Here is a 23,762-nt window from a genome sequence, read left to right as displayed (position 1 = left end):
GTCTGGTGTTGGCCGCAAAGGTGCGGCATCGTGGCCTGCGGTCGAGGCAGCGGGGGATGAGAGAATGCGGCATCCGTGGTGGGGCATGGCGAAGTCGCGCTTTGCGTTGATGCTGGGCGTCGCGCTGGCGGTCTCCGCCGGATCCGCCTGGGCCGGCGATGCGGCGGCAAGGCGCGTCATCGGCTTCTCGCCCGACGGCAATTACTTTGCCTTCGAGCAATACGGCACGCTCGATGCCGGCGCTTCCGCTTCCGGTTATTCGCAGATCGATATCATCGACACGCGTATCGACGCGTTTGTCGGCGGCAAGTCGATCCTGGTGATCGATGAATCCGAGGAGGCGACGCTTACCCTCGATCAGGCGAGGGCGCAGGCAGCCGCCAAGGCGGCGCCTTTGCTCGCAAGATATGCCATCGCATCGCCCGGCCAACGGACGGCTTTCGACAAATTCACCTTTCCCGGCGAGATGGTTGCCTACAACGACATTTCCCGTCTTGAGCAGGTTTCGCAGACATGGCTTGCGCCGAGCTATGACGAACTCGGCATCTCGACCATCCAGCTCGATCAGATGGCGGCAGCCAGCACGAGCGACTGTTCGGCGAGTTTCGACAACACCCAGCAAGGCGACACATCGGGCAAGGCGCTCGGTTTCCGACTGACGCTGCTAGGCCAGGACGGCAAACCGTTCAAGATCCTGCATGAGGACAAGACCGTGCCCGGTTCGAGAAACTGCCCGACGTCATATGGCCTCTCGGAAGTCTACGAATTCAAGCCGGGCGGCAAGCCGGCCGTCATAGTCGTGCTGGTGCAGCGGTTCAGCCAGGGCTTCGAGGGGCGCGACCGCCGCTTCATTGCCGTGACCGGCCAGGCGCGTTGACCGCGGGATTGGCAGAAGCTCCGGCTTCACCGGACCCGCCAACTTGCGCGTCGAGAAATCAGATCGGCAAAGCCATAAACATGAGGCCGATGCCGCCGAAGATCAAAATGGCCGTCGCCAAGGCCTTTCCGTGACGTTCGAAGCTCGTCGGAGCCCGTTCCCAATTGTAACGCATACGCTGCCTCTCCCGACACCCGGAGAGTCCTTACCTTACTCTGGGGAAGAAAAGCAACGGCCCTGCCCAGGCACTTCGCGGCTCGTGGTGCCGCATGGGAGGCCATTTCTGGGGCGATTACTGGCCGCGATCTGCCGGCGGCGCGATATCGATTTGCCACAGTCACAACATGGAGCCGGACGATACCAGGCGACAGTTGGGCGGCCAATAGACAGCATCCCACGGTCAAGCTATTTTCCGCCATCTGGCATGGCTCGGGGTGTGCGGTGGAAATTGCCTCTGGAACGATTCTGCGGCTGGCCGACGACGCCTCGGTCCAGCATGTTGGCGACGGCGCCGTGGTGCTTTTGGCGCGCAGTGGCCAGCTCTACACGTGCAACGGCACGACCGAAGCGTTTCTTGGCAAGGTCGACGGCGCGCGCAGTCTCGACCAGATCGTCAGCCTGCTCTGCGAGGAATTCGAGGTCGACAAGGGTACGCTCGACGAAGACATGGCGGCATTGGCCACCGATCTGGTCACTGAAGGTATCCTTGCCGCCCCGATGCTCGATGGCTAAAGGTACGCGCGTGATGGCCGACGGTCCTCTCCTGCGCGCCTTATTCCGCTGCCATCTCTGGGCAAGCGCGCGGCTGATGCCGGTCCTGGTCGCCAATCGCGGTTTCGAGGAGGTGCTGAAATGGGCGCCGCTCTCCTCGTCGACGCCCTACCGCGGCTTGCCGTCCGCCTATGTCGTGGCCAGCGTCGGCCGCACTGTGCGCCATCCTTGGCTGATGCGCGACCGCAGATGCCTGCGGGAAGGTCTGCTCGGCCATCGTTTCCTGCGCCTTGCCGGCTTCGATCCGGACCTGCGCTTCGGCGTCGATCCGCAGTCGATGCAGGCGCGGCGCTTGACGGCGCACTGCTGGGTCTGCCTCGATGGCAAGCCGGTGGTCAGCGACCGCCTTCCCGGCATGATCGAGATCTATCGCCACCATGCCGATGCGACAAAGCTGCGTCCCGCGTGACCAGACCTTCAGCGTTCTATGGCCTCAACGGCCCAATCTTCGCCATCTCGGCCGAACGTCCGGAGCTGTGGCGGGATTTCGAAAGAATGCTTGCGAAACTGCGCATCACAGGTCCCGTCGAACCGGATTTCCGCCTTGATGTCGCCGAAGCCGAGGTTCTGGACGAGGCGCCCGAGGGATCGCTCGTCTTCGACGGCGAAATACCCGAGGAGGGCTATTGCCGGATGATCGCGGACGGCGGCACCGTCCACCTTGTCTTTCCCGGACGCCAGACCGTCGAGATCAACGACCAGGAGGGTTGGGCCAAACTCCGGCTCCGCCCTGCCGCAAAAGCCCCATGGACGCCATCGATGCTGGTCCTCGACGCCGCGCTCGATGCCGGCGGCCAGCATATGCTGCACACCGCCGGCCTGACGCTGCCGGATCGCGATGCCGTCGTGCTGATCCATGCGCCAAGCGGCACGGGCAAGACCACGACGTCGCTGGCCTTGGCAATGCAGGGATTCGGCCTTTGCTCCGACGATGCCATGATCCTGAATGTCGCTTCGCCCATGCCCTCGGCCTGGGGTTTGCCGCGCCACGTCAAGATCCACCAGAACACGGCCGAGATGATCCCGCTTGTGTCGCCATGCCTCGGCCCTTCATGGGACCGCAACGGCGAGCAGGCCGTGTCGCTGGAGCGGCTGGGCGAGACGGTACGGATCGAAAACCCGTCCGCCAGGCCGGTGGCCGGGCTCTTGCACCTGGCGCGGTCCGCCGATAGCGGAACCCGGCTCGTCGCCATGGCCAGGACCGACGCGATGGTGGCGCTGGCGATGGACAATGTTCGCACAGGCATGACCGGCCTGCTGCCGCTGCAGATGCGCCGGCTGGCGACGATCGCCGGATTGGTCTCCTCGGTGCCGGCCTTCAGGCTGGAAGTGGGCGACCGTCCGGCCGACGCGGCGGCGCTGATCCGCTCGGCATTGTCGGTAAGGGACTGAACGGCCCAGCCAGGCGGCTTATGGCCGGGAGCGGTTCGTCGTTTCACCGGACGCCAAACCGCTCCATCTCCCTGTCAGCCGCGATTCCGGACGGAAAACCGTTCACATTTTTTCTGGAATTGCTCTCGCCCTGGCCAGCCGCTGGATCCACCGGAAGGCATCACGGCGCAGGCGCGAGCCGAGCTTGTCCCTGGCGTTGACGCTGAGCAGCGTGTTCGTCGTGATCAGCCGCTTGGCCAGTCGTATGGAGAGACCGGGCTTGATCCGTCCGGCGAGTTCAAGCGCGCGGCGCTCGCCGAACAACTGGCCGGTCACATTGAGCACGATCGCCAGTTCGAGTTCGATGCCGGTCATGCGGGCGGCGTCGAGCAGGCGGGTTTCCGATTCCGCCGACTGCAGCGCCCGCACGCCTTGCAGCACGTCGACGCAAAGCTGCAGCCGATGGAATTTGTGGCCGCCGGCGGCATGCACGATCGCGATCGTCAAAAGTGCTGCCGGAGAGTCCGTCGCCTCGCCGTCGATGGCATGCAACTCGTGGAAGCCCAGCGACAGGCGGCGCCGCATGCCGGTGTCGTGCACCAGATCGCCATGCAGTTCGACCAGCAGGCTGGAATTCTCCTTTTCCAGCCATTTGAACTCCCGCAGCCCGTAGGACTGGGCCTCGTTGCTGCCAAGCTCGAAGCCGCAGGCCGCGATCACCTGGTTCGCGCGCGACAGATTGGCGGGCTCGACGAGGATGTCGATGTCGGTGAACGGCCTGTCGGATACGTGGCGGTAAAGCTTTCGCGCGAAGACCGGTCCTTTGACGATCCGCGCCGGAACGTCCTCCAACGCCAGCCCCTTCATGATGCGGTCGCCGTGATATTGCAGCAGCATCGACTGGCCGGTGGCGATCGTCGCTTTCCGGCGCAGCGCATCCAGCTTGGCTTGCAGACCCGCATCCCTTCGCGGATGCTCGCCGCGCTCGCTTAGCTTGCGCAGCATGATCGGCAGGACGCCATGGAACTCGGCATTGTCGAGGAGTGCCGACAAAGCCTTCGCCGGCAAAAAATCGGCATCTACGGCCGATGCCTCTGGGTCCGCGTAGCGCAGCAGCAGCTTTTCTTCAGCGGAGTTGAGGAGTGGCAGCATCAACCCGGACAATGTTGCGATAAAAGGATTGTCCGGGATGGTTGCAGAAAAGCGTGGTCGAAGCCAGCGTTACATGCCCCAGCGCAGTGCCGCCGTGTGGACTGGAGCATCCCACAACGCGGTCGTCTCGTCATCGAGCATGGTCAGCGTGATCGAGCAGCCGGCCATGTCGAGCGAGGTGACATAGGTGCCGACCAGCGAGCGCGTCACCGTCACCCCGTGCCCTTCGAAAATTCGCCGTGCGCTGTTGTACATCAGATAGAGCTCCATCAGCGGCGTGCCGCCGAAGCCGTTGACGAACAGCAGCGCCGGGCCTTTCGCTTTGTCGCCGAGATCGCCGAGGATCGCGGCGCAGATCTCCTCGGCGATGGCGTCGGCGCTCTTCAGCGTGTCGCGTCGGCGGCCGGGCTCGCCATGGATGCCGACACCGAACTCCATCTCGCCGGCGCCGATGTCGAAGGTCGGCTTGCCGGCCGCCGGCACCGTGCAACTGGTCAGCGCCACGCCCATCGAGCGGGTGGCATCGTTGACGCGTTCGCCCAGCACCTTCAACGGTGCGAGCGCCAGGCCTTGCTCGGCCGCCGCGCCGACGATCTTTTCGACCACCAGCGTGCCGGCGACGCCGCGCCGGCCGGTCGTATAAGAGGAATTCTCGACGGCGACGTCGTCGTTGGTCAGGATCTGCAGCACGCCTTCCGACATTTCGGCCGCCATGTCGAAGTTCATCACGTCGCCCTCATAGTTCTTGACGATGAACAGGCACCCGGCGCCGGTGTCGACGGCTTCCGCCGCCGCCAGCATCTGGTCGGGTGTCGGCGAGGTGAACACCTGTCCGGGGCAGGCGGCGTCCAGCATGCCGTGGCCGACAAAGCCGCCATGCAGCGGCTCATGACCGGAGCCGCCGCCGGAGATCAGCGCCACCTTGCCGGGCCGCAAGGTCTTGCGGCGGATGAATTTGTGCCCGTCGCCGAGCGCGAGAATATCGGCATGGGCGGCGACGAAACCATCGAGGCTCTCGGTCAGCACCGTGTCCACCGAGTTCATAAATTTCTTCATGGTGTCCTCCCAAACAGCCCGGCAAGAATGTCAGCCGCCCTTGCCGGCGATGCTCGTGATCTTCTGAATAAAGTCGTTCACCGCCTTGTCGAGCGCAGCGTTCTGCTTGTCGTCGCCGAAATCGGGCACGATGAGCGAGACATGCCGCGTCTTGCGCATGCCTGCCGCTATCGACATTTTTCCCGGATGCGCCTGATGGTAGGCGGCGAGAAACTGGTCGCGCTCGGCCGGACTGAAATGGCAGACGGAAAAGATCGAAGGCAAATGCTTCGACGGGATCGGGATCGAATAGGCCGGGCTTGAAATCTGCGTCACGAAGCTGCGATGCTTGCCAAGCGCGTCGGCAAGGCGCTGGCGCATGCCGGACGGGCGCTGGTCGATGACCTGCGACAGGATCGTCTTGTAGGCGCGGATCGCCTCTTCGGAGCCGGGTTCAGGTGTCTTGTCGTCGACCATGCCAGCCGAGCCTAGACCGGAACATCCGCGATGGCCGCCTTGGCCATGGCGAGTTGCGCCGGAGCGACGGAAAGATCGCGCAGGCCCGCCTCGAGCAGAGACGGGATCGAGGCGGGATCGCCGCCGGCGTCGCCGCACAGGCTGACCGGGATTTCTTCGCGCAAGCCGAATGCCGTCACCGCAGCGACAAGCCGCAGCACGGCCGGATGCCGCACCGAATTGAGATGCGCCACGGCAGCGTTGTCGCGGGCGGCCGCCATGACATACTGGGTGAGGTCGTTGGAGCCGATCGAAAAGAAGGCGGCTTCGGCGAAGGCCTCCGGCGCGATCGCCACCGAAGGCACCTCGACCATGATGCCGAGCGGCGGCATTTTATGCGCGACGCCGCGCGCGGCGAGCGCTGCCTGTTCCTCGGCGAACAGCGCCGCCGCCTGCCTGTACTCCTCCGCAATGGCGATCATCGGGAACATCACTTTCAGGTTGCCGTGGACAGCGGCGCGCAGCAGCGCGCGGATTTGTACACGAAACACCTCCGGTCTTGCCAGCGACAGCCTGATCCCACGCAGGCCGAGGAACGGATTGCCCTCCTCGACGGTGAAGCCCGGCACCGGCTTGTCGCCGCCGGCATCGACGGTGCGGATCGTCACCGGCTTGTCGCCGGCCCATTCCAGCACCTTGCGATAGGCGCGATACTGCGTCTCCTCATCAGGCAAAGTCTTGCCGAACAGGAATTCGGTGCGCATCAGCCCGACGCCGTCGCAGGTCGCGATGTCGATGCCGTCGACGTCGGACGGGCCGGCGATGTTGACCTGCACGCGCACGGACGTCCCGGCCCTGGTCACTGCCGGCCGCGCCAGGAACGTCCCGGCCCGGTCGCGGCGCGCCGAGAACGATGAGGACAAGTGGCGGAACGCGTCGATTTCGGCCTTCGATGGCGAAAGCAGGATCACGCCATGTTCCGCGTCGAGCAGTGCGATGCCGGCTAGGGTGGTCGCCGAGGCGTCGAGGTCAACCAAGCCGGATCCGGCCATCCCAAGCCCCACAATCATCGGCACGCCGCGCGAGCGCGCCAGCATCGCGACATGGCTCGCCGTGCTGCCGGCCTTCAGCGCGATCCCGCCACCGGCGTTCCAGTCGGTTTCGAGAAAACGCGTCGGCGCGATGTCCTCACCGTAGAGAATGGCGCCGGCTGGCGCCTGGACGTCGCCGTCCTCGGTCAGAGCTCGCAGCACCTGGTCCCTGATGTCGCGTATGTCGGCGGCGCGCGCGCGGAAATAATCCTGATCGGAAGCTTCGTAGCCGGCGATCTCGGCGTCGAGCGCCTGCCGCCAGGCCTGATCCGCCGGCTGGCCGCCATCTATGGCGGAGAAGGCCGGACTGCTCAGCGCCTCGTCCGCCAGCATGGCGATCTGGAATTCGAGAATGTCGGCGGCATCGCTGTCAGCGGTTTCGATCAATGCGGTGAGGCGACCCGCCGCAATGTTGATTGCGGTTGCGAGCGCCGCACTCTCTTCGGCGATTGCTGCCTTGCCGACATAGGATGCGGCGATCCGGTCGAGATCGAACAGCCGCCCTTCGGCATAGCCGGCCGAGGCCGAAATGCCTTGCAGCCTAAGCGGTCCGGACATGGTCCGCGCCTTCGTCGAAATCACGCCGCACCAGTTCGACCAGCGCGTCGACGGCCTCGTTGGCGCCATCGCCGCTGGCCCTGATGTGCAGCACGGTGCCCTTCGGCGCCTTGGCCGCCATCACCTTGACGATGCTCTTGGCGTCGAACCACGGCCCATTGGCGGCAAGTGCTATTTCCACATCGGCGGCGAAGGTCTTGGCAAGCTTGGTGAGCTTCACCGAAGGACGCGCGTGCAGCCCCACATCGTGGCTGATCAGGACGGTCGCTTCGGCGGCTGCGGACATATCTTTCAAGATTCCCGTTCGTTCACGACGGCGACAATTCGTGCGCCGTCGCCACCACTTCCCTGAGCGTCGCGCCGCCGGACGACTCGGTCGCCGCCATGACCGCGCCTTCGACGATCGGCGCATTGCAGACGATGATCTTGTGCGCCCGCGGCTCGCCGATCATCTCCACAGCCATTTCTGAGTTGGTCTCGGCGCCGCCGAGATCGACCAGGATGGCGACGCCGGCTTCCGACCAGACCTTGTCGATGGCGCCCATGATCGCCTCGACATTGGTGCCGAGCCCGCCATGGCCGTTTCCGCCGCACCATGCAAGCGGCACTTCGTCGCCCACCATCTGGCGCACCATGTCGGCCGTGCCCTCCGCGACCAGCGGCGAATGCGAGACGATGACGATGCCGACATTGCTCATGCGTTCTTCCCAAGAATTTCCGCGACCGTGCGCACCAGCAACGCAGTCGAGCGCGCGCCGGCATCCATATGGCCGATCGAGCGCTCGCCAAGGAACGATGCGCGGCCCCGCAGCGCCTTCATCGGCACGGTCGCCTCGGCCGCCGCGTCGGCGATATCGGCGATTTCAGAAGCCGTCTTTCCCTGGGCCAAGGCGTCATGCACCGGTTGCAGCACATCGAGCATGGTCTTTTGTCCAACTTGCGACTTGCCGCGCGCGGCCACTGCTTCGATCGCCTTGCCGAAAGCTGCCGTCAGGTCGGCGCGATCGGGCGCGGGGGAGATCTCCTTGCCGAGCGCCATGAACAAGGTGCCGAACAGCGGACCCGAAGCACCGCCGACGGTCATCACCAGCTTGGTGCCGATCGCCTTCAAAGCGTCCGGCAGCGGCTTGGCCGAAAACCCCTCGGTCTCCGCGCGTACGGCCTCGAAGCCGCGCTTCATGTTCAGCCCGTGGTCGCCGTCGCCGATCGCCCGGTCGAGTTCCGTCAACGCGTCGGCGTGCGCGACGATCGTGTCCGCGGCCGCTGTGATCAGCCTGGAAAGGTCCAACGCCGCCATGTCACCCAAGTTCCCGGTTTCCGTCCTGCCGGCAGTATCGAAAGAACGCTCATTCGACAACTGGAGCATGCCTAGGCCGCGACAAGCAGCGTGGCCGCGGCCGCGAAGACTTCGGCCACCGCATGAGCGCCGGGATCGGCAACGCCTTGCAGCTTGCTGCCGACATAGGCGGACCGCCCGGCCTTCGCCTTGTCCATCGCCGCGGTAGCCTCGGCGCCGCGTGCGGCCGCTGCCGCTGCTTCCTCCAGCCCGTCGGCATCGAGCGCCTTCAGGGCAGGCTCCAGCGCGTCGACCATGGTGCGATCGCCCATCCTCGCGCCGCCATAGAAGGTCATCCGCTCAAGGCCGGCGAGCAGCGCCTTGGCCACGTCGGCGCCGCTGTCCAGGGCCTGCGCGGCCGCCGTGAAGAAGATCGACAGCAGCACCCCGCTGGAACCTCCCATCGACGCGCTCAAAATATCGCCGATCGCGCCAAGGGTCGCCGCGGGGTCGGCCAGCGGCAATTCATCAAGCCGCTCCAGCACACTGCGCGCGCCGGTCGCCACCGTGGAACCGGTATCGCCGTCTCCCGCCTTGGCGTCGAGCCCGTTCAATGTAGTTTCGAGCGCGATCAGCCGCTCGCAGACCGTGACGACAAGGCGTCTGGTGCGTGCATCCTGGCTGGGCTTGCGTGCCGCGCTAAGTCCGGCTGCCTTTGCCATGGGCACGACATCGGGCGCAACGACCGGCTTGGCTTGCATCCACGCGTGTGGGCCGACCGGCGCCAGCAAGGCCGTTTCGCGCGCTGCGTCGAGACGGATCAGCGACAGCGAGAAACCGTTCATGTTGAGCGCCGTCATCAGCGGTCCGGGTCCGATCGTCAGCTTGATCGTTCTGGCGAGTGGCGAGGCAAGCACCGCATTGGCGATAACAGACATTTCGAGCGGTGGCACCGAGCCGAGATTGTTGATCAGCAACGCATGAACGGCGTCCGGATCGAGCCGCGCCGCGAGCCGCTCCGCCATGATCGCGACGAGCCTGTCGGCGCTTTGCACCGCGATGCGCTCGACGCCCGGCTCGCCATGAATGCCGAGGCCAAGCTCGCCGTCATTTTCGCCAAACCTGTCTTCATGCGGCTGGCCGGGGATGGAGCAGGACGACAGCGACATGCCGAGCGAAACAATGTCCTTCGCCGCCGCTCGCGCCGCCGCCGCGATGTCGGCCAGGTCGCCTCCGGCTTCCGACAGATGGCCTGATATCTTGTGCACGAACAAGGTGCCGGCGACACCGCGCGGTTGGGCAATGTCGGGCAGCGCGATATCGTCGGCGACGATCACCATCTCGACACGAAACCCTTCGGCGCGCGCCTTCTCGGCCGCCAGGCCGAAATTGAGGCGGTCGCCGGTGTAATTCTTGACGATCAGCAGGCAGCCGGCCGGACCGGTGACGGCGCGAATGGCGGCCAGCACCGCTTCGACGCTCGGCGAGGCAAAGATCTCGCCCGAAACCGCTGCCGTCAGCATGCCCTTGCCGACGAAACCGGCATGCGACGGTTCGTGTCCGGCGCCACCGCCGGAGACGACGCTGACCCTCGTCTTGTCCCAGTCGGCGCGCAGGATGACCTTGATCTCGGGATAGCCGTCGAGGCGCACGAGATCGCCCGAACCGATGGTTCGCAAGACGCCGTCCAGCGCCTCGGTGACGATCGTTTCCCTGCGGTTGAAAAAGTGCTTCATCGAATTCGTCCAGTCACTTGTGCGCAGTCATCAATCAGAAGCCGGTGTTGGACCCTTGGAGAGGGAGACACCGAAAACCGTTCCCATCAGCCCCATTCACATCAGTCGTTGCCCGTCGGCGCCGAAATAGAGCGGCGAGCGGTAGCGGATCATCACTCTGTCGCCTTGCGCCAGATCCGTGTCGGGATCGGTCAGCGTCACAAGCTTCCTTGCCCCAACCGTCACATGCAGATGGTTTTGGTCGCCGAGATGCTCGACCCAGTCGACGATGCCGTCGGCATGGCCATTGGCGGCCTTCTCGATAGCCAGATGCTCGGTGCGTGCGCCGATCGTCCTGGTACCGGTGGGCGCCCCGCCATCGGGCAACAGCCCGGTCGGCAAAAGATTGATCGCCGGCTGGCCGAGCCTGGCCGCGACATGCAGGTTTGCCGGCTCGGAATAGATCGTCCTCGGCGAGCCGATCTGCACCAGCACGCCCTCGGTGAGGATGCCGATGCGGTCGGCCATGGTCATCGCCTCGATCTGGTCGTGCGTGACGTAGAGCATGGTGGCGCCGAGTTCGGACTGGATGCGCTTCAATTCGAGCCTGAGATCCGCCCGCAGCTTGGCGTCGAGCGACGACAGCGGCTCGTCCATCAGATAGATCGAGGGCTTGCGCACCAGCGCGCGGCCGATGGCGACGCGCTGCATTTCGCCGCCCGACAGCTTGGTCGAGCGGTTGGCGAGCTTGTGATGGATGCGCACCATCTTCGCCACCTCTTCGACCCGGCGGCGGATCTGCTCCTCCGGTATTCTCCGCGCCGGCGAGCGCAGCGGGAAGGCAAGATTGTCGAACACCGACAGATGCGGATAGAGCGAATATTGCTGGAACACGAAAGCGGTGTCGCGCTCGGCCGGCGAAAGCGTCGTCGCATTGTGGCCGCCGATCTCGATCGTGCCGGCATCCGGCCGCTCCAGCCCGGCGATCAGCCGCAGCGTCGTCGTCTTGCCGGCCCCGGTCGGCCCGAGCAGCACGACGAATTCGCCATCGGCGATATGGAGGTCGAGACCGTTGACGGCGACATGGTCGCCAAAACTCTTGGTCACGTTCTTGATGTGCACCTCAGCCATGCTGTGCTCTCCGTTCCGAGGCCACATCGTGGATCGCGGTTCTCACCGCGCGTCCGGATCCCTTCTCGAACAGCGACAGGCGCGCGCTGCTCAGCGACAGGCCGACACGGTCGCCGGTGGAGAGCCGGATCTCCGCCGGCACCCGTGCCTTGATGATGCCGTCCGCCGTTTCCACAGCGACGATCTGCGTGGTGCCGAGATACTCGGTGCCGTAGATGGCGCCACGCAGCTTGGAAGCATCATCGAAACGGATGTGTTCCGGGCGGATACCGAGCGCCATGTCGGCCGGTGCGATATCCTCGCGCACCTCCGGCACAGCGACCTTCGCACCCTGGACGACGATCTCCTTCGCGCCCTTGGCGAGCCCGCCGCCAAATCCCAGAAAATTCATCGGCGGCGAGCCGATGAAGTCGGCGACGAACATGGTCGCCGGGCGGTCGTAGATCTCGCGCGGCGTACCGAACTGCTCGATGACGCCATGGTTCATCACCGCGATCTTGTCGGCCATCGACATCGCTTCCATCTGGTCGTGCGTGACATAGACCGTGGTGGCGTGGATGCGGTTGTGCAGTTCGCGCAACTCATGGACCATCAAATCGCGGAATTCGGTGTCAAGGGTCCCCAGCGGCTCGTCCATCAGGAAGCATTTCGGCCGCCGCACGATGGCCCGGCCCAGCGCCACGCGCTGGCGGTCGCCGCCGGCAAGCCCGGAGACGGATTTGTTGAGCAGATGATCGATGCGCAGGAGCTTCGCCGTCTCCTCGACCCGTGCGCGGATTTCGGCCGAGGGCATGCCTTGCGCCAGCAAGGGAAAGCCGATGTTCTTGCGCACGTTCATGTGCGGATAGAGCGCGAACAGCTGGAAGACGAAAGCGATGTCGCGCTCGCGCGCCCGCAGCATGGTGACGTCCTCGCCGCCGAGTAGGATCTGGCCGCCGGTCGGCAGTTCGAGCCCGGCGATCATGCGCAAGGTCGTCGTCTTGCCGCAGCCAGATGGTCCGAGCATGACGAAGAACTCGCCGTCCTCGACGACGAAATTGGAATCCTGCACGGCGACGAAATCGCCGAACGCCTTTCTCAGATTCTGGACGCGGATTTCGGCCATGATTATTCCGGGAATTTCGAGACGATGATGAACATCACTGTGCCGGCGAGCATGGTGACGAAGGAATAGGTGTAGAGCGACAGCGCGAAGGGCTGGAACAGCATCAGGAAGCCGATGGCGATCAGCGCCGTGGCGATGTTTTCCATCAGGCCGCGCCTGGCCCAGCGAGGCCATGGTGATTTTTTGGAAATGGCTGAGCGCGTCATGGGTAGCTCCCTTCCTTCTCCCCGTTCACGGGGAGTGATGGTTGCCAGGTGGTTCCCCCACTCCGTCGCTGCTTCGCAGCGCCACCTCTCCCCCCTCCGGAGGGAGAGGAACGGAGCCTGGCTGAATGAAGATCGCGCCCTTCCTCTACCCCGTCGATCGGGGGAGAGGTGGGGCGCGGCGCAAGACCGATTGTGGGGGGCCTTGGCGCGGCGCGAGACCATGCGCGCGCCTGCCTGCCATGCACGCTATCGCCAAACGCCAAGCGTTCGCAAATGTGTCGATACCGTAGCCGTGAACGAAGGGGAGGGACACGATGGCACCCTCGGCTTCCTATTCCCACACTAATCATTTGCGCACCGCGCCGAAGGTGATGCCGCGCAGCAATTGCTTGCGAAGCAGGATTGTGAAAACCAGGATCGGCACCAGGAAGATCGTCGTGCCGGCCGCCACCGCCGGCCAGTCCTGGCCGCCTTCGCCGATGATGGTCGGGATGAAGGGCGGCGCGGTCTGTGCGGTGCCGGAGGTCAACAGGGCCGCGAAGGCATACTCGTTCCAGGCGAAGATCAGGCAGAAGATGGCGGTCGCGGCGATGCCGGTGGTCGCCTGCGGCAGCACGGTGCGCCAGAAGGCTTGCAGCCGCGTGTAGCCGTCGATCATCGCCGCCTCCTCATATTCGCGCGGGATTTCGTCGATGAAACCTTTGAGCAGCCAGACCGCCAGCGACACGTTGACCGCCGTGTAGAGCAGGATCATGCCGAGCGCCGTGTCGGACAGGCCGAGTTCGCGGTACATCAGGTAGATCGGAATGGCGACGGCGATCGGCGGCATCATGCGCGTCGACAGGATGAAGAACAGAAGGTCGTCGGCCAGCGGCACCTTGAAGCGCGAGAAGCCGTAGGCCGACAGCGTGCCGAGGAAAACGGCGCAGAAGGTCGAGCCGAAAGCGATGATCAGCGAGTTGACGAAGCGCGGCAGGAAGTTGGATGGGCCGGCGATCACCATGTTGCGCTTGCGGGTCGTCTCGTCGCAGAAACCGGTCGCCGGTCCCAGCGAGTTGATGTATTCCGGCGTCTGTCGCGTCCGCGTCGTGAACAGGTTGCAATAGCCCTCCAGGCTTGGCTGGAACACGACCTTCGGCGGGTAGGCGATCGAGTCCGGTGGCGTCTTGAAGCTGGTGGCGAAGATCCACAGCAGCGGCACGATCGAGATCAGCGCATAGGCGATGATGATCGCGCCGGCGATTCGCTTCGAATTGGCCGTGGGCGCGACGACGGAATGGGCTGTGGTCAGGCTCATCTCTGCTTCACCTTGTTGAGCGCCTTGACGTAGATGTTGGCCAGCCCGAACACCGCGACGAACAGGATGATCGCGAAGGCCGAGGAATAGCCCGTGCGCCAGCTCTCGAAGGCCTGCCGCTTCAGCGTGATCGAGGCGACCTCGGTGGTCGAGCCAGGGCCGCCGCCGGTCAGCAGATTGACCATGTCGAACATCTTGAAGTTCTCGATGCCGCGAAACAGCACCGCCAGCATGATGAAGGGCAGCGCCATCGGCAGCGTGATCGACCAGAACTGCCGCCAGTTGGAGGCGCGGTCGACCTCGGCCGCCTCATAGATGTATTCGGGGATCGAGCGCAGGCCCGCGAGGCAGATCAGCATCACGTAGGGTGTCCACATCCAGGTATCGACTATGATGATCGACCACGGCGCCAGCGACACGTTGGACAGCATCTGGATGTTTGTCGGCGGAATGCCCGACACGAACGAGATGGCATAGGCGAACAGGCCGATCTGCGGCTCGTAGAGGAAGCGCCAGAAATTGCCGACGACGGCCGGCGACAGCATCATTGGCACCAGGATCAGCGTCGTCCAGAAGGCATGGCCGCGGAACTTCCTGTCGATCAGCCAGGCCAGCGTGAAGCCGATCAGCGTCTGCAACAGGATGGTCCAGAACACAAAATGCGCCGTCGTCTGCATGGCGATCCAGATGTCCTGGTCGCCGAGGATGCGCCGGTAGTTGGCGAAGCCGAGGTTCTTCACCACTTCGTTGGGCCGGTTGGCGCGGTAATTGGTGAACGACAGGTAGATCGCCCAGAACAGCGGAAAGATGTTGATGGCGAGCAGCAACAGGATCGTCGGCGAGATGAACAGCCAGGCGAGGCCCTTGTCGCTGATGCCCCGGACCTTGCGGGCCAACGGTTCCGGGGTCGCCCGGGCAACGTTCTCCGCGGTCCGATTGAGCATGGTAAGTCCTGCTTCGGTCACTTCAGTCGTCTCTGTCGTGGAATTTATCTGAACCGCGTCCCGTGCCAAGGGCGGCACGGGACGCTTCGGCCTAGCTCGGGAGGAGCCGGTTACATCTTGCCCCAGTTACATCTTGCCATCGTCCTGGAACACCTGGGTCCAGTCTTTGACCAGTCCGTCGAGCGCATCCTTGGCCGAACCCTGGCCGGCGACGACATAGTCGTGGAAGCGCTTCTGCGAGGCTTGCAGCAGCGGCGCGTAGCTCGGTTCCGCCCAGAAGTCCTTCACGATGGCCATCGAGTCCAGGAAGGTCTGCGCGTAGGGCTGGCTGGCCGGGAATTTCGGGTCCTTGACCACCGCGTTGAGGCAGGAATAGCCGCCGAGCGACCACCACTTGCCCTGGACATCCTTGTTGGCGAACCACTTGATGTATTTCAGGGCCGCTTCCTGCTTGTCGGAATAGGACACGACCGAGATGCCCTGTCCGCCGAGCTGCGCGAACTGATCGCCGTCAGGCCCCTTCGGATTGACGAAGTAACCGATCTTGTCGCCGCCGACATTCTCGTCCTTCTGCAGGCCGGGCCATGTGAAGGCGAAGTTCATGTGCATCGCCACCTGGCCGGATTTGAAGGCGTCGACGCCTTCGCCCATGTAGCTGTTCGACGCGCCCGGCGGAGTGCAGCAATCATAGAGCGCCTTGTAGAATTCCAGCCCCTTCACCGACTTGTCGGAATTGACGAAGCCATGCATCTCGTATGTCTTGTTCGGGTTCTCGTACTGGAAGCCATAGCTGTAGAGCACGTCCATGGCGCCCATGGTGATGCCTTCCGAGCCACGCTCGGTATAAATCGAGGCGCCATAGACGGTTTTGCCGTCGATCTGCCGCTTTTGGAAGAATTCGGCGACTTGCTTCAGCTGATCGAAGGTGGTCGGCGGACCGAGATCCCAGCCGTACTTCTCCTTGAATTCCTTCTGCAGCTCCGGCTTGGAGAACCAGTCCTTGCGATAGGTCCAGCCGACGACGTCGCCCATGGCCGGCAGCGCCCAGTAGTTGGGCGTATTCTTCGGCCATTCCGAATAGCCGACGACGGTTGCCGGCACGAAATCGTCCATGCTGATCTTCTCCTTGTCGAAGAAGTCGTTCAGCTTGACGTAATGGCCGTTCTCGGCGGCGCCGCCGATCCACTGGCTGTCGCCGATGATCAGGTCGCACAGCTTGCCGTGCGAGTTCAGCTCGTTGAGGAAACGATCGGCATAGTTGGTCCATGGCACGAACTCGAATTTCATGCCGATGCCGGTTTCCTTGGTAAAATCCTTGGACAGTTCGACAAGCGCGTTCGCCGGGTCCCAGGCGGCCCAGCATAGCGTCAGGTCTTCAGCGTGCGCGGCGTTCGACAAGGCTGTCGACGCTGTAATCGCCGAGGCCAGTCCCAACGTCAGTTTCAAGCTCGATTTCATGCCTTCCTCCCATTTTGCGAAACGCGCCGGATGACGGTCTCGAGAATCTCGACCCCTCTCCTCAGGGGGCCCAAACATCGCGGCGCCGGAGCGCGGCGGATGTTTAGTAATTTGTTTAGTGATGCAATTTTTACTAAACAAAGCAAGCGAATTCGTTGCTGCGCCGCAGCATGGTCCGAGGAAGTGCGGTCGGGTACGGGGCGCTATTCCCGGACCCGTCTTTGAGCCGGCTCCGGGCCGCATGAGTTGCAAGACCACCGCCGCCGCTGATATGCGGGCGGAAGCGAAAGCATTCCTGGACCGATGATCACAAAACCTTTGCCGGAGCTTCCGGTATCCGCCGTGCTGCCGGCGCTGGGCGAGGCGCTCGGCTCCGGCAACTGCGCGGTGCTGGTGGCGCCGCCAGGCGCCGGCAAGACGACGCTGGTGCCGCTGGCGCTGCTCGATGCGCCATGGCTGGGTGCCGGCAAGATCGTGTTGCTGGAGCCGCGCCGCCTCGCAACGCGCGCCGCCGCCCGCCGCATGGCGCAATTGCTGGGCGAGGAGCCCGGCGCCACCGTCGGCTACGCCATGCGCATGGAGAACCGCACTTCGGCCAAGACAAGAATACTGGTCGTCACCGAAGGCGTGCTGGCGCGGATGATCCTCGACGATCCCGAACTGCCCGGAATCTCGGCTGTGATCTTCGACGAATTCCACGAGCGGTCGCTCGACGGCGATTTCGGCCTCGCTTTGGCGCTCGATGTGCAGGGAGCGCTGCGCCCGGACCTGCGCCTGGCTGTGATGTCGGCGACCCTTGACGGCGCCCATGTCGCAAAGCTGCTGTCGGGCGCGCCGGTGATCGAAAGCGAGGGCCGCGCATTTCCGGTCGACATCCGCTACGACGAACGGCCGGCCGGCACGACAATCGAGGACGCGATGGCCAAGGCGATCCGCGCCGCGCTGGCCGACGAGAGTGGCAGCGTGCTTGCCTTCCTGCCCGGCCAGCGCGAGATCGAGCGCACCGCCGAGCGGCTGGCCGGCAAGGTCGGCGCCGACACCGATATCGTGCCGCTCTACGGCATGCTCGATGGCAAGGCGCAGGACGCGGCGATCAGGCCGGCGCCGTCGGGCCGCCGCAAGGTGGTGCTGGCCACCTCGATCGCCGAGACCTCCATCACCATCGACGGCGTGCGCGTCGTCATCGATTCCGGCCTGTCGCGGTTGCCGCGCTACGAGCCGGCCAGCGGCCTGACGCGGTTGGAAACCGTGCGCGTCAGCAAGGCCTCCGCCGACCAGCGCGCCGGCCGCGCCGGCCGTACGCAAGCTGGGGTCGCCATCCGGCTGTGGCGCGCCGAGCAAACGGCGGCACTGCCCGCCTTCACGCCGCCGGAAATCCTCGAAGCCGATCTGTCGGGCCTGCTGCTCGACTGCGCCGCCTTCGGCGTCGCCGATCCGACGAGCCTCGCCTTCCTCGATCCGCCGCCGGCGCCGGCGCTCAACGAGGCAAGGACGCTGCTGCGCGCGCTCGATGCCATCGACGAGGCAGGGCGGCTGACGGAAGCGGGCGCCTCGATGCGCAAGCTCGCTCTGCCGGTGCGGCTGGCGCATATGGTCGCCGAGGCGGCCCGCAGCGGTCATGCCCACGAGGCGGCCATGCTCGCGGTTTTGCTGACCGAACGCGGGCTGGGCGGTGACGGCGCCGATCTCGAACGGCGGCTGATGCGCTTTCGCGTGGAAAGATCGCCGCGTGCGACGGCTGCGCGGCAGCTCGCCGAGCGACTGGCGAGGCAGGTGGGCGGAACGAACGACGGCGAAGCCGTTTCAGCTGGTCCTCTCCTTATCCACGCCTGGCCGGACCGCGTCGCCAAGGCGCGCGGCGAGCGGGGCCGTTTCGTGCTGGCCAACGGCTCCGGGGCCATGCTCGACGCCGCCGATCCGCTTGCCGGCGAGGCGTTTCTGGTTGTCGCCGATCTGCAGGGCAAGGCGCAGAATGCGCGCATCGCGGCGGCGGCGGCAATCAGCGAGGACGATATCCGCGCCACGCTGACAGATCGGATCGAAACGCGCCGGCAAACCAGCTTCGACCGCGAGCGCCGCGCCGTGCGCGTGCGCGAAACGGTGCGTCTCGGCGCCATCACGCTCGCCGAGCGCATGCTGCCGCCGCCAACCGGCGGCGAAGCCGATCGCGCCATTCTCGACGCGGTTCGCGAACATGGGCTTTCCCTGCTGACCTGGAGCAAGGAGGCGCAAACCCTGCGCCAGCGGCTGTCCTGGCTGCACCGCGGCCTTGGCGCGCCTTGGCCCGATATGTCCGACACGGCACTTCTCGAGCGTCTCGACGACTGGCTGCTGCCATTCCTGCCCGGCGCGGCATCCTTCGCAGCCATCGATCCGGGTGTCGTTTCGGCAGGGCTGGCCACGCTCGTGGCGCATGATCTCCAGCGCCGGATCGATGTGCTGGCGCCGACCCATTTCGATGCTCCGTCGGGCAGCCATGTGCCGATCCGCTACGACGGCGAGTGGCCCGTCCTGGCGGTCCGCGTGCAGGAACTGTTCGGCCTCGACCGCCATCCTTCGATCGCCAACGGCACGGTGCCGCTGACGCTCGAACTGTTGTCGCCGGCGCACCGGCCGATCCAGACGACGCGCGACCTGCCCGGCTTCTGGCGCGGCTCCTGGGCCGATGTGCGCGCCGACATGCGCGGCCGCTACCCAAAGCATGTCTGGCCGGAAAATCCGCTGCTCGCCGCCGCCACCAGCCGCGCCAAGCCGCGCGGCACCTAGCCTTGGCAGAAGCTTTGACGGACCGCCTTGCTTCGTCATCCACGGGCGGAGCAAGGAGCGTAGCGACGCAGCGCAGACCCGAGGATCCATGCCGCGATTTTCGAGCGCTGCTGCGGTGCCGAATTCAGCTCCGCTGCCCGCTTTGATCAAGGGCCCAGGGTCCCGACGTCGTCGCTCCTGCTTCTGGCGGCCCAGGGATCTCCGATCCGCCAATCCCCGGTGCGGTTCTACTAGCGCTCGCCCTCTCGCGGCAGTAATCCTTGACCCATGATCAACGTTTTGCGCTTACCCGATTTCCAGCAGAGCCAGAGACTGCGCCTCAACACGCTGATCCGGCTGCGCTGGCTTGCCATCGTTGGTCAGAGCGTGACGGTGGTAGTCGTCGCCTACGGCCTGAAATTCCCGCTGCCCGTCAGCCTCTGTTTCGCGCTGATCGCCTGTTCGGCCTGGATGAACCTGTTTCTGGCTTTCCGGTTTCCCGCCGCGCATCGGCTCACGCCGGTCGCGGCGTTCGGCATCCTCATCTTCGACAGCCTGCAACTCGCCGGGCTGCTCTACATGACCGGCGGTCTGACCAATCCGTTCTCGCTGCTGATGACCGTGCCCGTCGTTATTTCGGCGACGTCGCTGCCCCTGCGCCTGACCGCCATCCTTGGTGGGCTGGTGATGGTCGCGGCAACGCTGCTGGTCTTTTTCCATTTGCCGTTGCCCTGGTCTAAAGGCGCGCCGCTGGCCATGCCCTTCATCTATGTCGCCGGGATGTGGATGGCGGTGCTGTCGTCGATCGCCTTTACCGCCATATATGCCTTCCGGGTTGCCGCCGAAGCGCGGCTTCTGGCCAATGCGCTTGCCGCCACCGAACTGGTGCTGCAGCGCGAGCAGCACCTTTCGGCGCTCGACGGCCTGGCGGCGGCGGCGGCGCACGAACTCGGCACGCCGCTCGCCACCATCACGCTTGTCGCCAAGGAGATGGAAAAGGCGCTTGGCAAGGATCCCGTATACGGCGATGACGTCAAGCTTCTGCGGTCGCAGAGCGAGCGCTGCCGCGAAATCCTCAAGCGCCTGACCAGCCTGTCGTCCGAGGGCGAGGCGCATCTATCCCGGCTGCCGCTGACCTCGCTGGTCGAGGAGATCACAGCGCCGCATCGCGATTTCGGCATCTCGATCAAGCTTCGTCCTGGCGAACGCATCGGGCCCGAGCCGGTCGGGCGCCGCAATCCGGGCGTCATCTACGGCCTCGGCAATCTGGTCGAGAACGCCGTGGATTTCGCCCGCAAGAGCGTCACCGTGCGCTGGAGCTGGGACGAGGCCACCGTCAGCTTTTCGATCATCGACGACGGCCCCGGCTTTCCGCCCGAGATCATCGACCGCATCGGCGAGCCCTACATGTCGACGCGCCAGGGCAATGAGGCCGGCGGCGGCCTGGGGCTCGGCCTGTTCATCGCCAAGACGCTGCTCGAACGCTCGGGTGCCACGCTCGACTTCCGCAATTCGAGCGGCCTGGGCGAGGGCGCCATCGTGCGGATATCGTGGCCGCGAACTGTCTTCCTGAACCCGGAAGCGGCTCCCGCGACGATGTTTGACACCGCGTGAATTGGACAATAGCGACGCAAAACTATATCTGCGTAAAAATAAGGCAGCAGGAATTTAAAGACGATGACTGGCGATGAGAATATTGGCGCGATGGTTGAAGGCGAGGACACCTCGCTGCTGATCGTCGATGACGACAAGCCGTTCCTGACCCGCCTGGCCCGCGCCATGGAAACCAGGGGCTTCGTGGTCGAGACGGCCGAGAGCGTCGAGGAAGCGGTCGGCAAGGCGCGCGCCAATCCGCCGGCCTATGCCGTGGTCGATATGCGGCTCGGCGACGGCAACGGCCTCGACGTCGTCGCCGCCATCCGCGAGAAGCGCCAGGATTCCCGAACCATCATCCTGACCGGCTACGGCAACATCGCCACAGCGGTGACCGCGGTTAAGCTTGGCGCCGTCGATTACCTCTCCAAGCCCGCGGACGCCGACGATATCTTCGCCGCGCTCACCCGCACGGCCGGCGAGCGCGCCGCCCCGCCGGAAAACCCGATGTCTGCCGACCGCGTGCGCTGGGAGCATATCCAGCGCGTCTACGAAATGTGCGAGCGCAACGTCTCCGAGACGGCGCGCCGGCTCAACATGCATCGCCGCACCTTGCAGCGGATACTGGCCAAGCGCGCGCCGCGCTGAGGTCGCTACGCAGGCAGTCGCGTCGGACCAGTTTCTCCTTGCGGCGCCAGCGCTCGAAAATGACGCCGCACCGGCAGGCGGCATGACGGAGGCGACATGCAGGACTTGAAGCAGCGGCCGTTTTCCATTTTTCGCGAATTTCTCGATGGCGAGGCGGCCGGCGGCATCATCCTGATGGCCGCCGCCGCCCTTGCCCTGATCGTCGCCAACTCGCCGCTGGCGGAAACCTACTTTGCCGTCCTCCACGCCTATCTCGGCCCACTCAGCGTGTCGCACTGGGTCAATGATGGGCTGATGGCGGTGTTCTTCCTGCTCGTCGGGCTGGAGATCAAGCGCGAGATGCTGGACGGCCAGCTCTCGACATGGCCACGCCGCGTCCTGCCCGGCATCGCCGCCGCTGGCGGCATGGTGGTTCCGGCACTGGTCTATGTCGCGATCAATCGCCACAATGCGGCGGCACTGTCCGGCTGGGCGATCCCGACCGCCACCGACATCGCCTTCGCGCTCGGCGTATTGTCGTTGCTCGGCAGCCGCGTGCCGGCCTCGCTGAAGGTTTTTCTCACGGCGCTTGCCATCATCGACGACCTCGGCGCCGTCATCATCATCGCCATATTCTACACCAGCGGCCTGTCGCTCACCTATCTCGGCGCCGCCTTCGCGATCATTGCCGCGCTCGTCATGCTCAACCGCATGCGGGTGATGACGCTGGTGCCCTATCTCGTGCTCGGCGCCATATTGTGGGTTCTGGTGCTGAAATCGGGCGTCCATGCAACGCTTGCCGGCGTGGCGCTGGCATTGACCATCCCGCTCAAACGGTCCGCCGGCATCAGCCACGATCTTGACCATTCGCCGCTGCACCGGCTTGAACATGGCCTGCACAAGATAGTGCCCTTTTTCGTCATCCCGGTCTTCGGCTTCGCCAATGCCGGCGTTTCGCTCGCCGGCCTGAGTTTTGGCGCGCTGATCGAACCGTTGACGCTGGGCGTCGCCGCCGGCCTGGTGATCGGCAAGCTGGTCGGCGTGCTGGGCTCCTCCGCGCTTGCCATCAGGCTCGGCCTTGCCGATCTGCCGGCCCATGCCGGCTGGACGCATATGATCGGCATTTCGCTGCTGTGCGGCATCGGCTTCACTATGAGCCTGTTCATCGGCCTGCTCGCCTTCGCCAGCAATGTGGCGCTGCAGGACGCCGTCAAGGTCGGCATCCTCTCCGGCTCCTTCATCGCCGCCCTCCTTGGCGCCGCCGTGCTTTTGCTGGCGCCGGCCGCAAGTGAGGTGGAAGAGGCCGAGGAGTAGGGACAAGATCACGGTTCTTGGTCCCGCCAACCCAGGTTCTGCGAAGCAGCCGCTACTCGCTCTCACCCTCCAGCGCCGGCACCGACACGCCGGCAAGCTCCGCGGCCAACAGCCGCGAGGCACCGGCGCGCGCGATGCGCAGCATCAGCGCCTTGCGCGTCGCCGCCGCCATGCGGTGCTCGGGCGCGTCGCGCAGGATCTCGGCGCCGTAGCCGTCGGACAGGATGAAGCCGCACTCTTCCGGAAAGATCTCGGAGGGCACCCCCGGATGGGTGGCGAAGAAGAAGCGGTCGGAGTGCAGCCGGTAGTCCGGCCATTTGCGGTCGACCCGGAAATCCTCGACCGACGATTTGATCTCGATGATCCAGATGTCGCCTTGCCGGGTCAGCGCCACGAGGTCGGCGCGGCGGCCGGTGGCCAGCGACAATTCAGGCAGCACATGCGCGCCCATGTCCCTCAACAGCCGCTGCACGCCGCGCCGCACCAGCATGGCGCGCTCCGACTGGCGGCCGTCGATGAGTGGGTTGAGCGGAATCGGTGAGATGATCGGCATGGCCGCACCATGCCAGAGTTTGTTCACGGTTTGAACCCCTCTCGGGCAAATATCCGCTTGACAAACCTGGCCATATAGGAATATACTCCTCAAACGATCGACTGCCGCAAGAGGGACGCGACGCTATGGCCGAAACACCAGAGGAAGTGCTGCTGATGACCATATGCTTGCGTTGGATCGCATCTCTGATTGGTGCCGTCTTCCCATTTGGGATGGCCGAAAAGATCCTGAAGTCCTGGACGGGCAGGACCGGCTTTAGGGCGCGGCCGAAGCGTGCCTGCCCCGCCTCGGCCATATCATCCAGATCGAGCAGTCCGGCCGGTACGGCGGGAGAGATGATTGGCATGGCGCACCACCACGCCAGATTTTGTTCTCCGTTTGACCCCGTCTTTTGCACGGTGGATCAACAGCAACCGAAAGAGATCAAGGACATGAAGCTTGTCATCCTCCACTACGTCGCGAAGGCGCTCGGACTTTAGAGATGCCA

General features: G+C 64.9%; 24 protein-coding genes. 9 read left to right on the top strand and 15 right to left on the bottom strand.

What is annotated here, in order from left to right; translation table 11 throughout:
- The first annotated feature begins 64 nt into the window (after positions 1-64).
- The 4 genes from NKJ26_RS04750 (at position 65) to NKJ26_RS04735 (ending at position 3,040) form a co-directional block, all read left to right on the top strand.
- Positions 65-877, top strand: a complete 813-nt coding sequence (locus NKJ26_RS04750; RefSeq protein WP_352694073.1) for a DUF2259 domain-containing protein — start codon at positions 65-67, stop codon at positions 875-877.
- A 441-nt stretch (positions 878-1,318) separates the two neighbouring features.
- A complete protein-coding gene (locus NKJ26_RS04745) occupies positions 1,319-1,609 on the top strand; it encodes a PqqD family protein (protein WP_352600108.1) in 291 nt (96 codons plus the stop codon).
- 13 nt (positions 1,610-1,622) lie between these two features.
- Entirely contained in the window at positions 1,623-2,057 is a 435-nt protein-coding gene (locus tag NKJ26_RS04740; protein WP_352600162.1) for a lasso peptide biosynthesis B2 protein, read from the top strand.
- Between the two features lie 86 nt (positions 2,058-2,143).
- On the top strand, positions 2,144-3,040 hold the full coding sequence (locus NKJ26_RS04735; RefSeq protein WP_352694071.1) for a phosphoenolpyruvate carboxykinase (ATP): 897 nt from the start codon (positions 2,144-2,146) through the stop codon (positions 3,038-3,040).
- Between the two features lie 102 nt (positions 3,041-3,142).
- Here the strand turns inward: NKJ26_RS04735 and NKJ26_RS04730 are convergent, their stop codons facing one another.
- From NKJ26_RS04730 to NKJ26_RS04665, 14 genes are all read right to left on the bottom strand, one after another.
- Complete coding sequence (locus NKJ26_RS04730; RefSeq protein ID WP_352694277.1) at positions 3,143-4,171, bottom strand: nucleotidyltransferase family protein; 1,029 nt, start codon at positions 4,169-4,171, stop codon at positions 3,143-3,145.
- Positions 4,172-4,240: 69 nt separating this feature from the next.
- On the bottom strand, positions 4,241-5,227 hold the full coding sequence (gene dhaK / locus NKJ26_RS04725) for a dihydroxyacetone kinase subunit DhaK (protein WP_352694069.1): 987 nt from the start codon (positions 5,225-5,227) through the stop codon (positions 4,241-4,243).
- A 30-nt stretch (positions 5,228-5,257) separates the two neighbouring features.
- The gene (locus NKJ26_RS04720; RefSeq protein WP_352694067.1) at positions 5,258-5,683 is read right to left on the bottom strand and encodes a hypothetical protein; all 426 of its coding nucleotides are present in this window, start codon (positions 5,681-5,683) and stop codon (positions 5,258-5,260) included.
- An 11-nt stretch (positions 5,684-5,694) separates the two neighbouring features.
- The gene (gene ptsP, locus NKJ26_RS04715) at positions 5,695-7,311 is read right to left on the bottom strand and encodes a phosphoenolpyruvate--protein phosphotransferase (protein ID WP_352694065.1); all 1,617 of its coding nucleotides are present in this window, start codon (positions 7,309-7,311) and stop codon (positions 5,695-5,697) included.
- Entirely contained in the window at positions 7,295-7,597 is a 303-nt protein-coding gene (locus tag NKJ26_RS04710) for an HPr family phosphocarrier protein (RefSeq protein WP_352600118.1), read from the bottom strand. The genes ptsP and NKJ26_RS04710 overlap by 17 nt, the downstream gene beginning before the upstream one ends.
- A gap of 22 nt (positions 7,598-7,619) precedes the next feature.
- Complete coding sequence (dhaM, locus tag NKJ26_RS04705) at positions 7,620-8,009, bottom strand: dihydroxyacetone kinase phosphoryl donor subunit DhaM (RefSeq protein WP_352600120.1); 390 nt, start codon at positions 8,007-8,009, stop codon at positions 7,620-7,622.
- The gene (gene dhaL, locus NKJ26_RS04700) at positions 8,006-8,608 is read right to left on the bottom strand and encodes a dihydroxyacetone kinase subunit DhaL (RefSeq protein WP_352600122.1); all 603 of its coding nucleotides are present in this window, start codon (positions 8,606-8,608) and stop codon (positions 8,006-8,008) included. The genes dhaM and dhaL overlap by 4 nt, the downstream gene beginning before the upstream one ends.
- A 71-nt stretch (positions 8,609-8,679) precedes the next feature.
- Complete coding sequence (locus NKJ26_RS04695) at positions 8,680-10,323, bottom strand: dihydroxyacetone kinase subunit DhaK (protein WP_352694062.1); 1,644 nt, start codon at positions 10,321-10,323, stop codon at positions 8,680-8,682.
- Between the two features lie 96 nt (positions 10,324-10,419).
- Entirely contained in the window at positions 10,420-11,433 is a 1,014-nt protein-coding gene (locus NKJ26_RS04690) for an ABC transporter ATP-binding protein (RefSeq protein ID WP_352600126.1), read from the bottom strand.
- Positions 11,426-12,538, bottom strand: coding sequence for an ABC transporter ATP-binding protein (locus NKJ26_RS04685; RefSeq protein ID WP_352694060.1), 1,113 nt, complete (start codon positions 12,536-12,538; stop codon positions 11,426-11,428). The genes NKJ26_RS04690 and NKJ26_RS04685 overlap by 8 nt, the downstream gene beginning before the upstream one ends.
- Positions 12,539-12,540: 2 nt before the next feature.
- The gene (locus NKJ26_RS04680; protein ID WP_352600130.1) at positions 12,541-12,744 is read right to left on the bottom strand and encodes a hypothetical protein; all 204 of its coding nucleotides are present in this window, start codon (positions 12,742-12,744) and stop codon (positions 12,541-12,543) included.
- Between the two features lie 346 nt (positions 12,745-13,090).
- Positions 13,091-14,041: a carbohydrate ABC transporter permease gene (locus tag NKJ26_RS04675; protein ID WP_027023748.1), complete on the bottom strand. Its 951-nt coding sequence runs from the start codon at positions 14,039-14,041 to the stop codon at positions 13,091-13,093.
- Complete coding sequence (locus NKJ26_RS04670) at positions 14,038-14,985, bottom strand: carbohydrate ABC transporter permease (RefSeq protein WP_027023747.1); 948 nt, start codon at positions 14,983-14,985, stop codon at positions 14,038-14,040. The genes NKJ26_RS04675 and NKJ26_RS04670 overlap by 4 nt, the downstream gene beginning before the upstream one ends.
- 126 nt (positions 14,986-15,111) lie before the next feature.
- Complete coding sequence (locus NKJ26_RS04665) at positions 15,112-16,443, bottom strand: ABC transporter substrate-binding protein (protein WP_352694057.1); 1,332 nt, start codon at positions 16,441-16,443, stop codon at positions 15,112-15,114.
- Between the two features lie 303 nt (positions 16,444-16,746).
- On the opposite strand from NKJ26_RS04665, the gene hrpB reads away from it, so the two are divergent.
- The 4 genes from hrpB to nhaA all read left to right on the top strand — a co-directional run bounded on the left by hrpB (position 16,747) and on the right by nhaA (position 22,722).
- Positions 16,747-19,209 carry an ATP-dependent helicase HrpB gene (gene hrpB / locus NKJ26_RS04660; RefSeq protein WP_352694055.1) on the top strand — a complete coding sequence of 821 codons (2,463 nt, stop codon included), beginning with the start codon at positions 16,747-16,749 and terminating at the stop codon, positions 19,207-19,209.
- A gap of 267 nt (positions 19,210-19,476) precedes the next feature.
- Positions 19,477-20,802 carry an ActS/PrrB/RegB family redox-sensitive histidine kinase gene (locus NKJ26_RS04655; protein ID WP_027023744.1) on the top strand — a complete coding sequence of 442 codons (1,326 nt, stop codon included), beginning with the start codon at positions 19,477-19,479 and terminating at the stop codon, positions 20,800-20,802.
- A 63-nt stretch (positions 20,803-20,865) separates the two neighbouring features.
- The gene (locus NKJ26_RS04650) at positions 20,866-21,429 is read left to right on the top strand and encodes an ActR/PrrA/RegA family redox response regulator transcription factor (RefSeq protein WP_352605314.1); all 564 of its coding nucleotides are present in this window, start codon (positions 20,866-20,868) and stop codon (positions 21,427-21,429) included.
- A gap of 96 nt (positions 21,430-21,525) precedes the next feature.
- A complete protein-coding gene (gene nhaA / locus NKJ26_RS04645; protein WP_352694052.1) occupies positions 21,526-22,722 on the top strand; it encodes a Na+/H+ antiporter NhaA in 1,197 nt (398 codons plus the stop codon).
- Positions 22,723-22,774: 52 nt separating this feature from the next.
- On the opposite strand, the gene NKJ26_RS04640 is transcribed toward nhaA, so the two are convergent.
- Positions 22,775-23,275: an MmcB family DNA repair protein gene (locus NKJ26_RS04640; protein WP_352605415.1), complete on the bottom strand. Its 501-nt coding sequence runs from the start codon at positions 23,273-23,275 to the stop codon at positions 22,775-22,777.
- Positions 23,276-23,400: 125 nt separating this feature from the next.
- Here NKJ26_RS04640 and NKJ26_RS04635 point away from each other — a divergent pair, with 125 nt between their 5' ends.
- Entirely contained in the window at positions 23,401-23,754 is a 354-nt protein-coding gene (locus NKJ26_RS04635; protein WP_352694050.1) for a hypothetical protein, read from the top strand.
- Positions 23,755-23,762: the final 8 nt, after the last annotated feature.

It is taken from the genome of Mesorhizobium sp. M0152 (assembly GCF_040322415.1).
GTDB lineage: Bacteria > Pseudomonadota > Alphaproteobacteria > Rhizobiales > Rhizobiaceae > Mesorhizobium.
Note: the sequence above shows the minus strand (reverse complement) of the source record. Positions and strands in the feature narration are given on the sequence as shown.

Coding starts and splice junctions, on each gene's coding strand:
- NKJ26_RS04750 (WP_352694073.1), top strand. CDS start 65: ATGCGGCATCCGTGGTGGGGCATGGCGAAGTCGCGCTTTGCGTTGATG.
- NKJ26_RS04740 (WP_352600162.1), top strand. CDS start 1,623: ATGGCCGACGGTCCTCTCCTGCGCGCCTTATTCCGCTGCCATCTCTGG.
- NKJ26_RS04735 (WP_352694071.1), top strand. CDS start 2,144: ATGCTTGCGAAACTGCGCATCACAGGTCCCGTCGAACCGGATTTCCGC.
- NKJ26_RS04730 (WP_352694277.1), bottom strand. CDS start 4,171: ATGCTGCCACTCCTCAACTCCGCTGAAGAAAAGCTGCTGCTGCGCTAC.
- dhaK (WP_352694069.1), bottom strand. CDS start 5,227: ATGAAGAAATTTATGAACTCGGTGGACACGGTGCTGACCGAGAGCCTC.
- NKJ26_RS04720 (WP_352694067.1), bottom strand. CDS start 5,683: ATGGTCGACGACAAGACACCTGAACCCGGCTCCGAAGAGGCGATCCGC.
- ptsP (WP_352694065.1), bottom strand. CDS start 7,311: ATGTCCGGACCGCTTAGGCTGCAAGGCATTTCGGCCTCGGCCGGCTAT.
- NKJ26_RS04710 (WP_352600118.1), bottom strand. CDS start 7,597: ATGTCCGCAGCCGCCGAAGCGACCGTCCTGATCAGCCACGATGTGGGG.
- dhaM (WP_352600120.1), bottom strand. CDS start 8,009: ATGAGCAATGTCGGCATCGTCATCGTCTCGCATTCGCCGCTGGTCGCG.
- dhaL (WP_352600122.1), bottom strand. CDS start 8,608: ATGGCGGCGTTGGACCTTTCCAGGCTGATCACAGCGGCCGCGGACACG.
- NKJ26_RS04695 (WP_352694062.1), bottom strand. CDS start 10,323: ATGAAGCACTTTTTCAACCGCAGGGAAACGATCGTCACCGAGGCGCTG.
- NKJ26_RS04690 (WP_352600126.1), bottom strand. CDS start 11,433: ATGGCTGAGGTGCACATCAAGAACGTGACCAAGAGTTTTGGCGACCAT.
- NKJ26_RS04685 (WP_352694060.1), bottom strand. CDS start 12,538: ATGGCCGAAATCCGCGTCCAGAATCTGAGAAAGGCGTTCGGCGATTTC.
- NKJ26_RS04680 (WP_352600130.1), bottom strand. CDS start 12,744: ATGACGCGCTCAGCCATTTCCAAAAAATCACCATGGCCTCGCTGGGCC.
- NKJ26_RS04675 (WP_027023748.1), bottom strand. CDS start 14,041: ATGAGCCTGACCACAGCCCATTCCGTCGTCGCGCCCACGGCCAATTCG.
- NKJ26_RS04670 (WP_027023747.1), bottom strand. CDS start 14,985: ATGCTCAATCGGACCGCGGAGAACGTTGCCCGGGCGACCCCGGAACCG.
- NKJ26_RS04665 (WP_352694057.1), bottom strand. CDS start 16,443: ATGAAATCGAGCTTGAAACTGACGTTGGGACTGGCCTCGGCGATTACA.
- hrpB (WP_352694055.1), top strand. CDS start 16,747: ATGATCACAAAACCTTTGCCGGAGCTTCCGGTATCCGCCGTGCTGCCG.
- NKJ26_RS04655 (WP_027023744.1), top strand. CDS start 19,477: ATGATCAACGTTTTGCGCTTACCCGATTTCCAGCAGAGCCAGAGACTG.
- NKJ26_RS04650 (WP_352605314.1), top strand. CDS start 20,866: ATGACTGGCGATGAGAATATTGGCGCGATGGTTGAAGGCGAGGACACC.
- nhaA (WP_352694052.1), top strand. CDS start 21,526: ATGCAGGACTTGAAGCAGCGGCCGTTTTCCATTTTTCGCGAATTTCTC.
- NKJ26_RS04640 (WP_352605415.1), bottom strand. CDS start 23,275: ATGCCGATCATCTCACCGATTCCGCTCAACCCACTCATCGACGGCCGC.
- NKJ26_RS04635 (WP_352694050.1), top strand. CDS start 23,401: ATGGCCGAAACACCAGAGGAAGTGCTGCTGATGACCATATGCTTGCGT.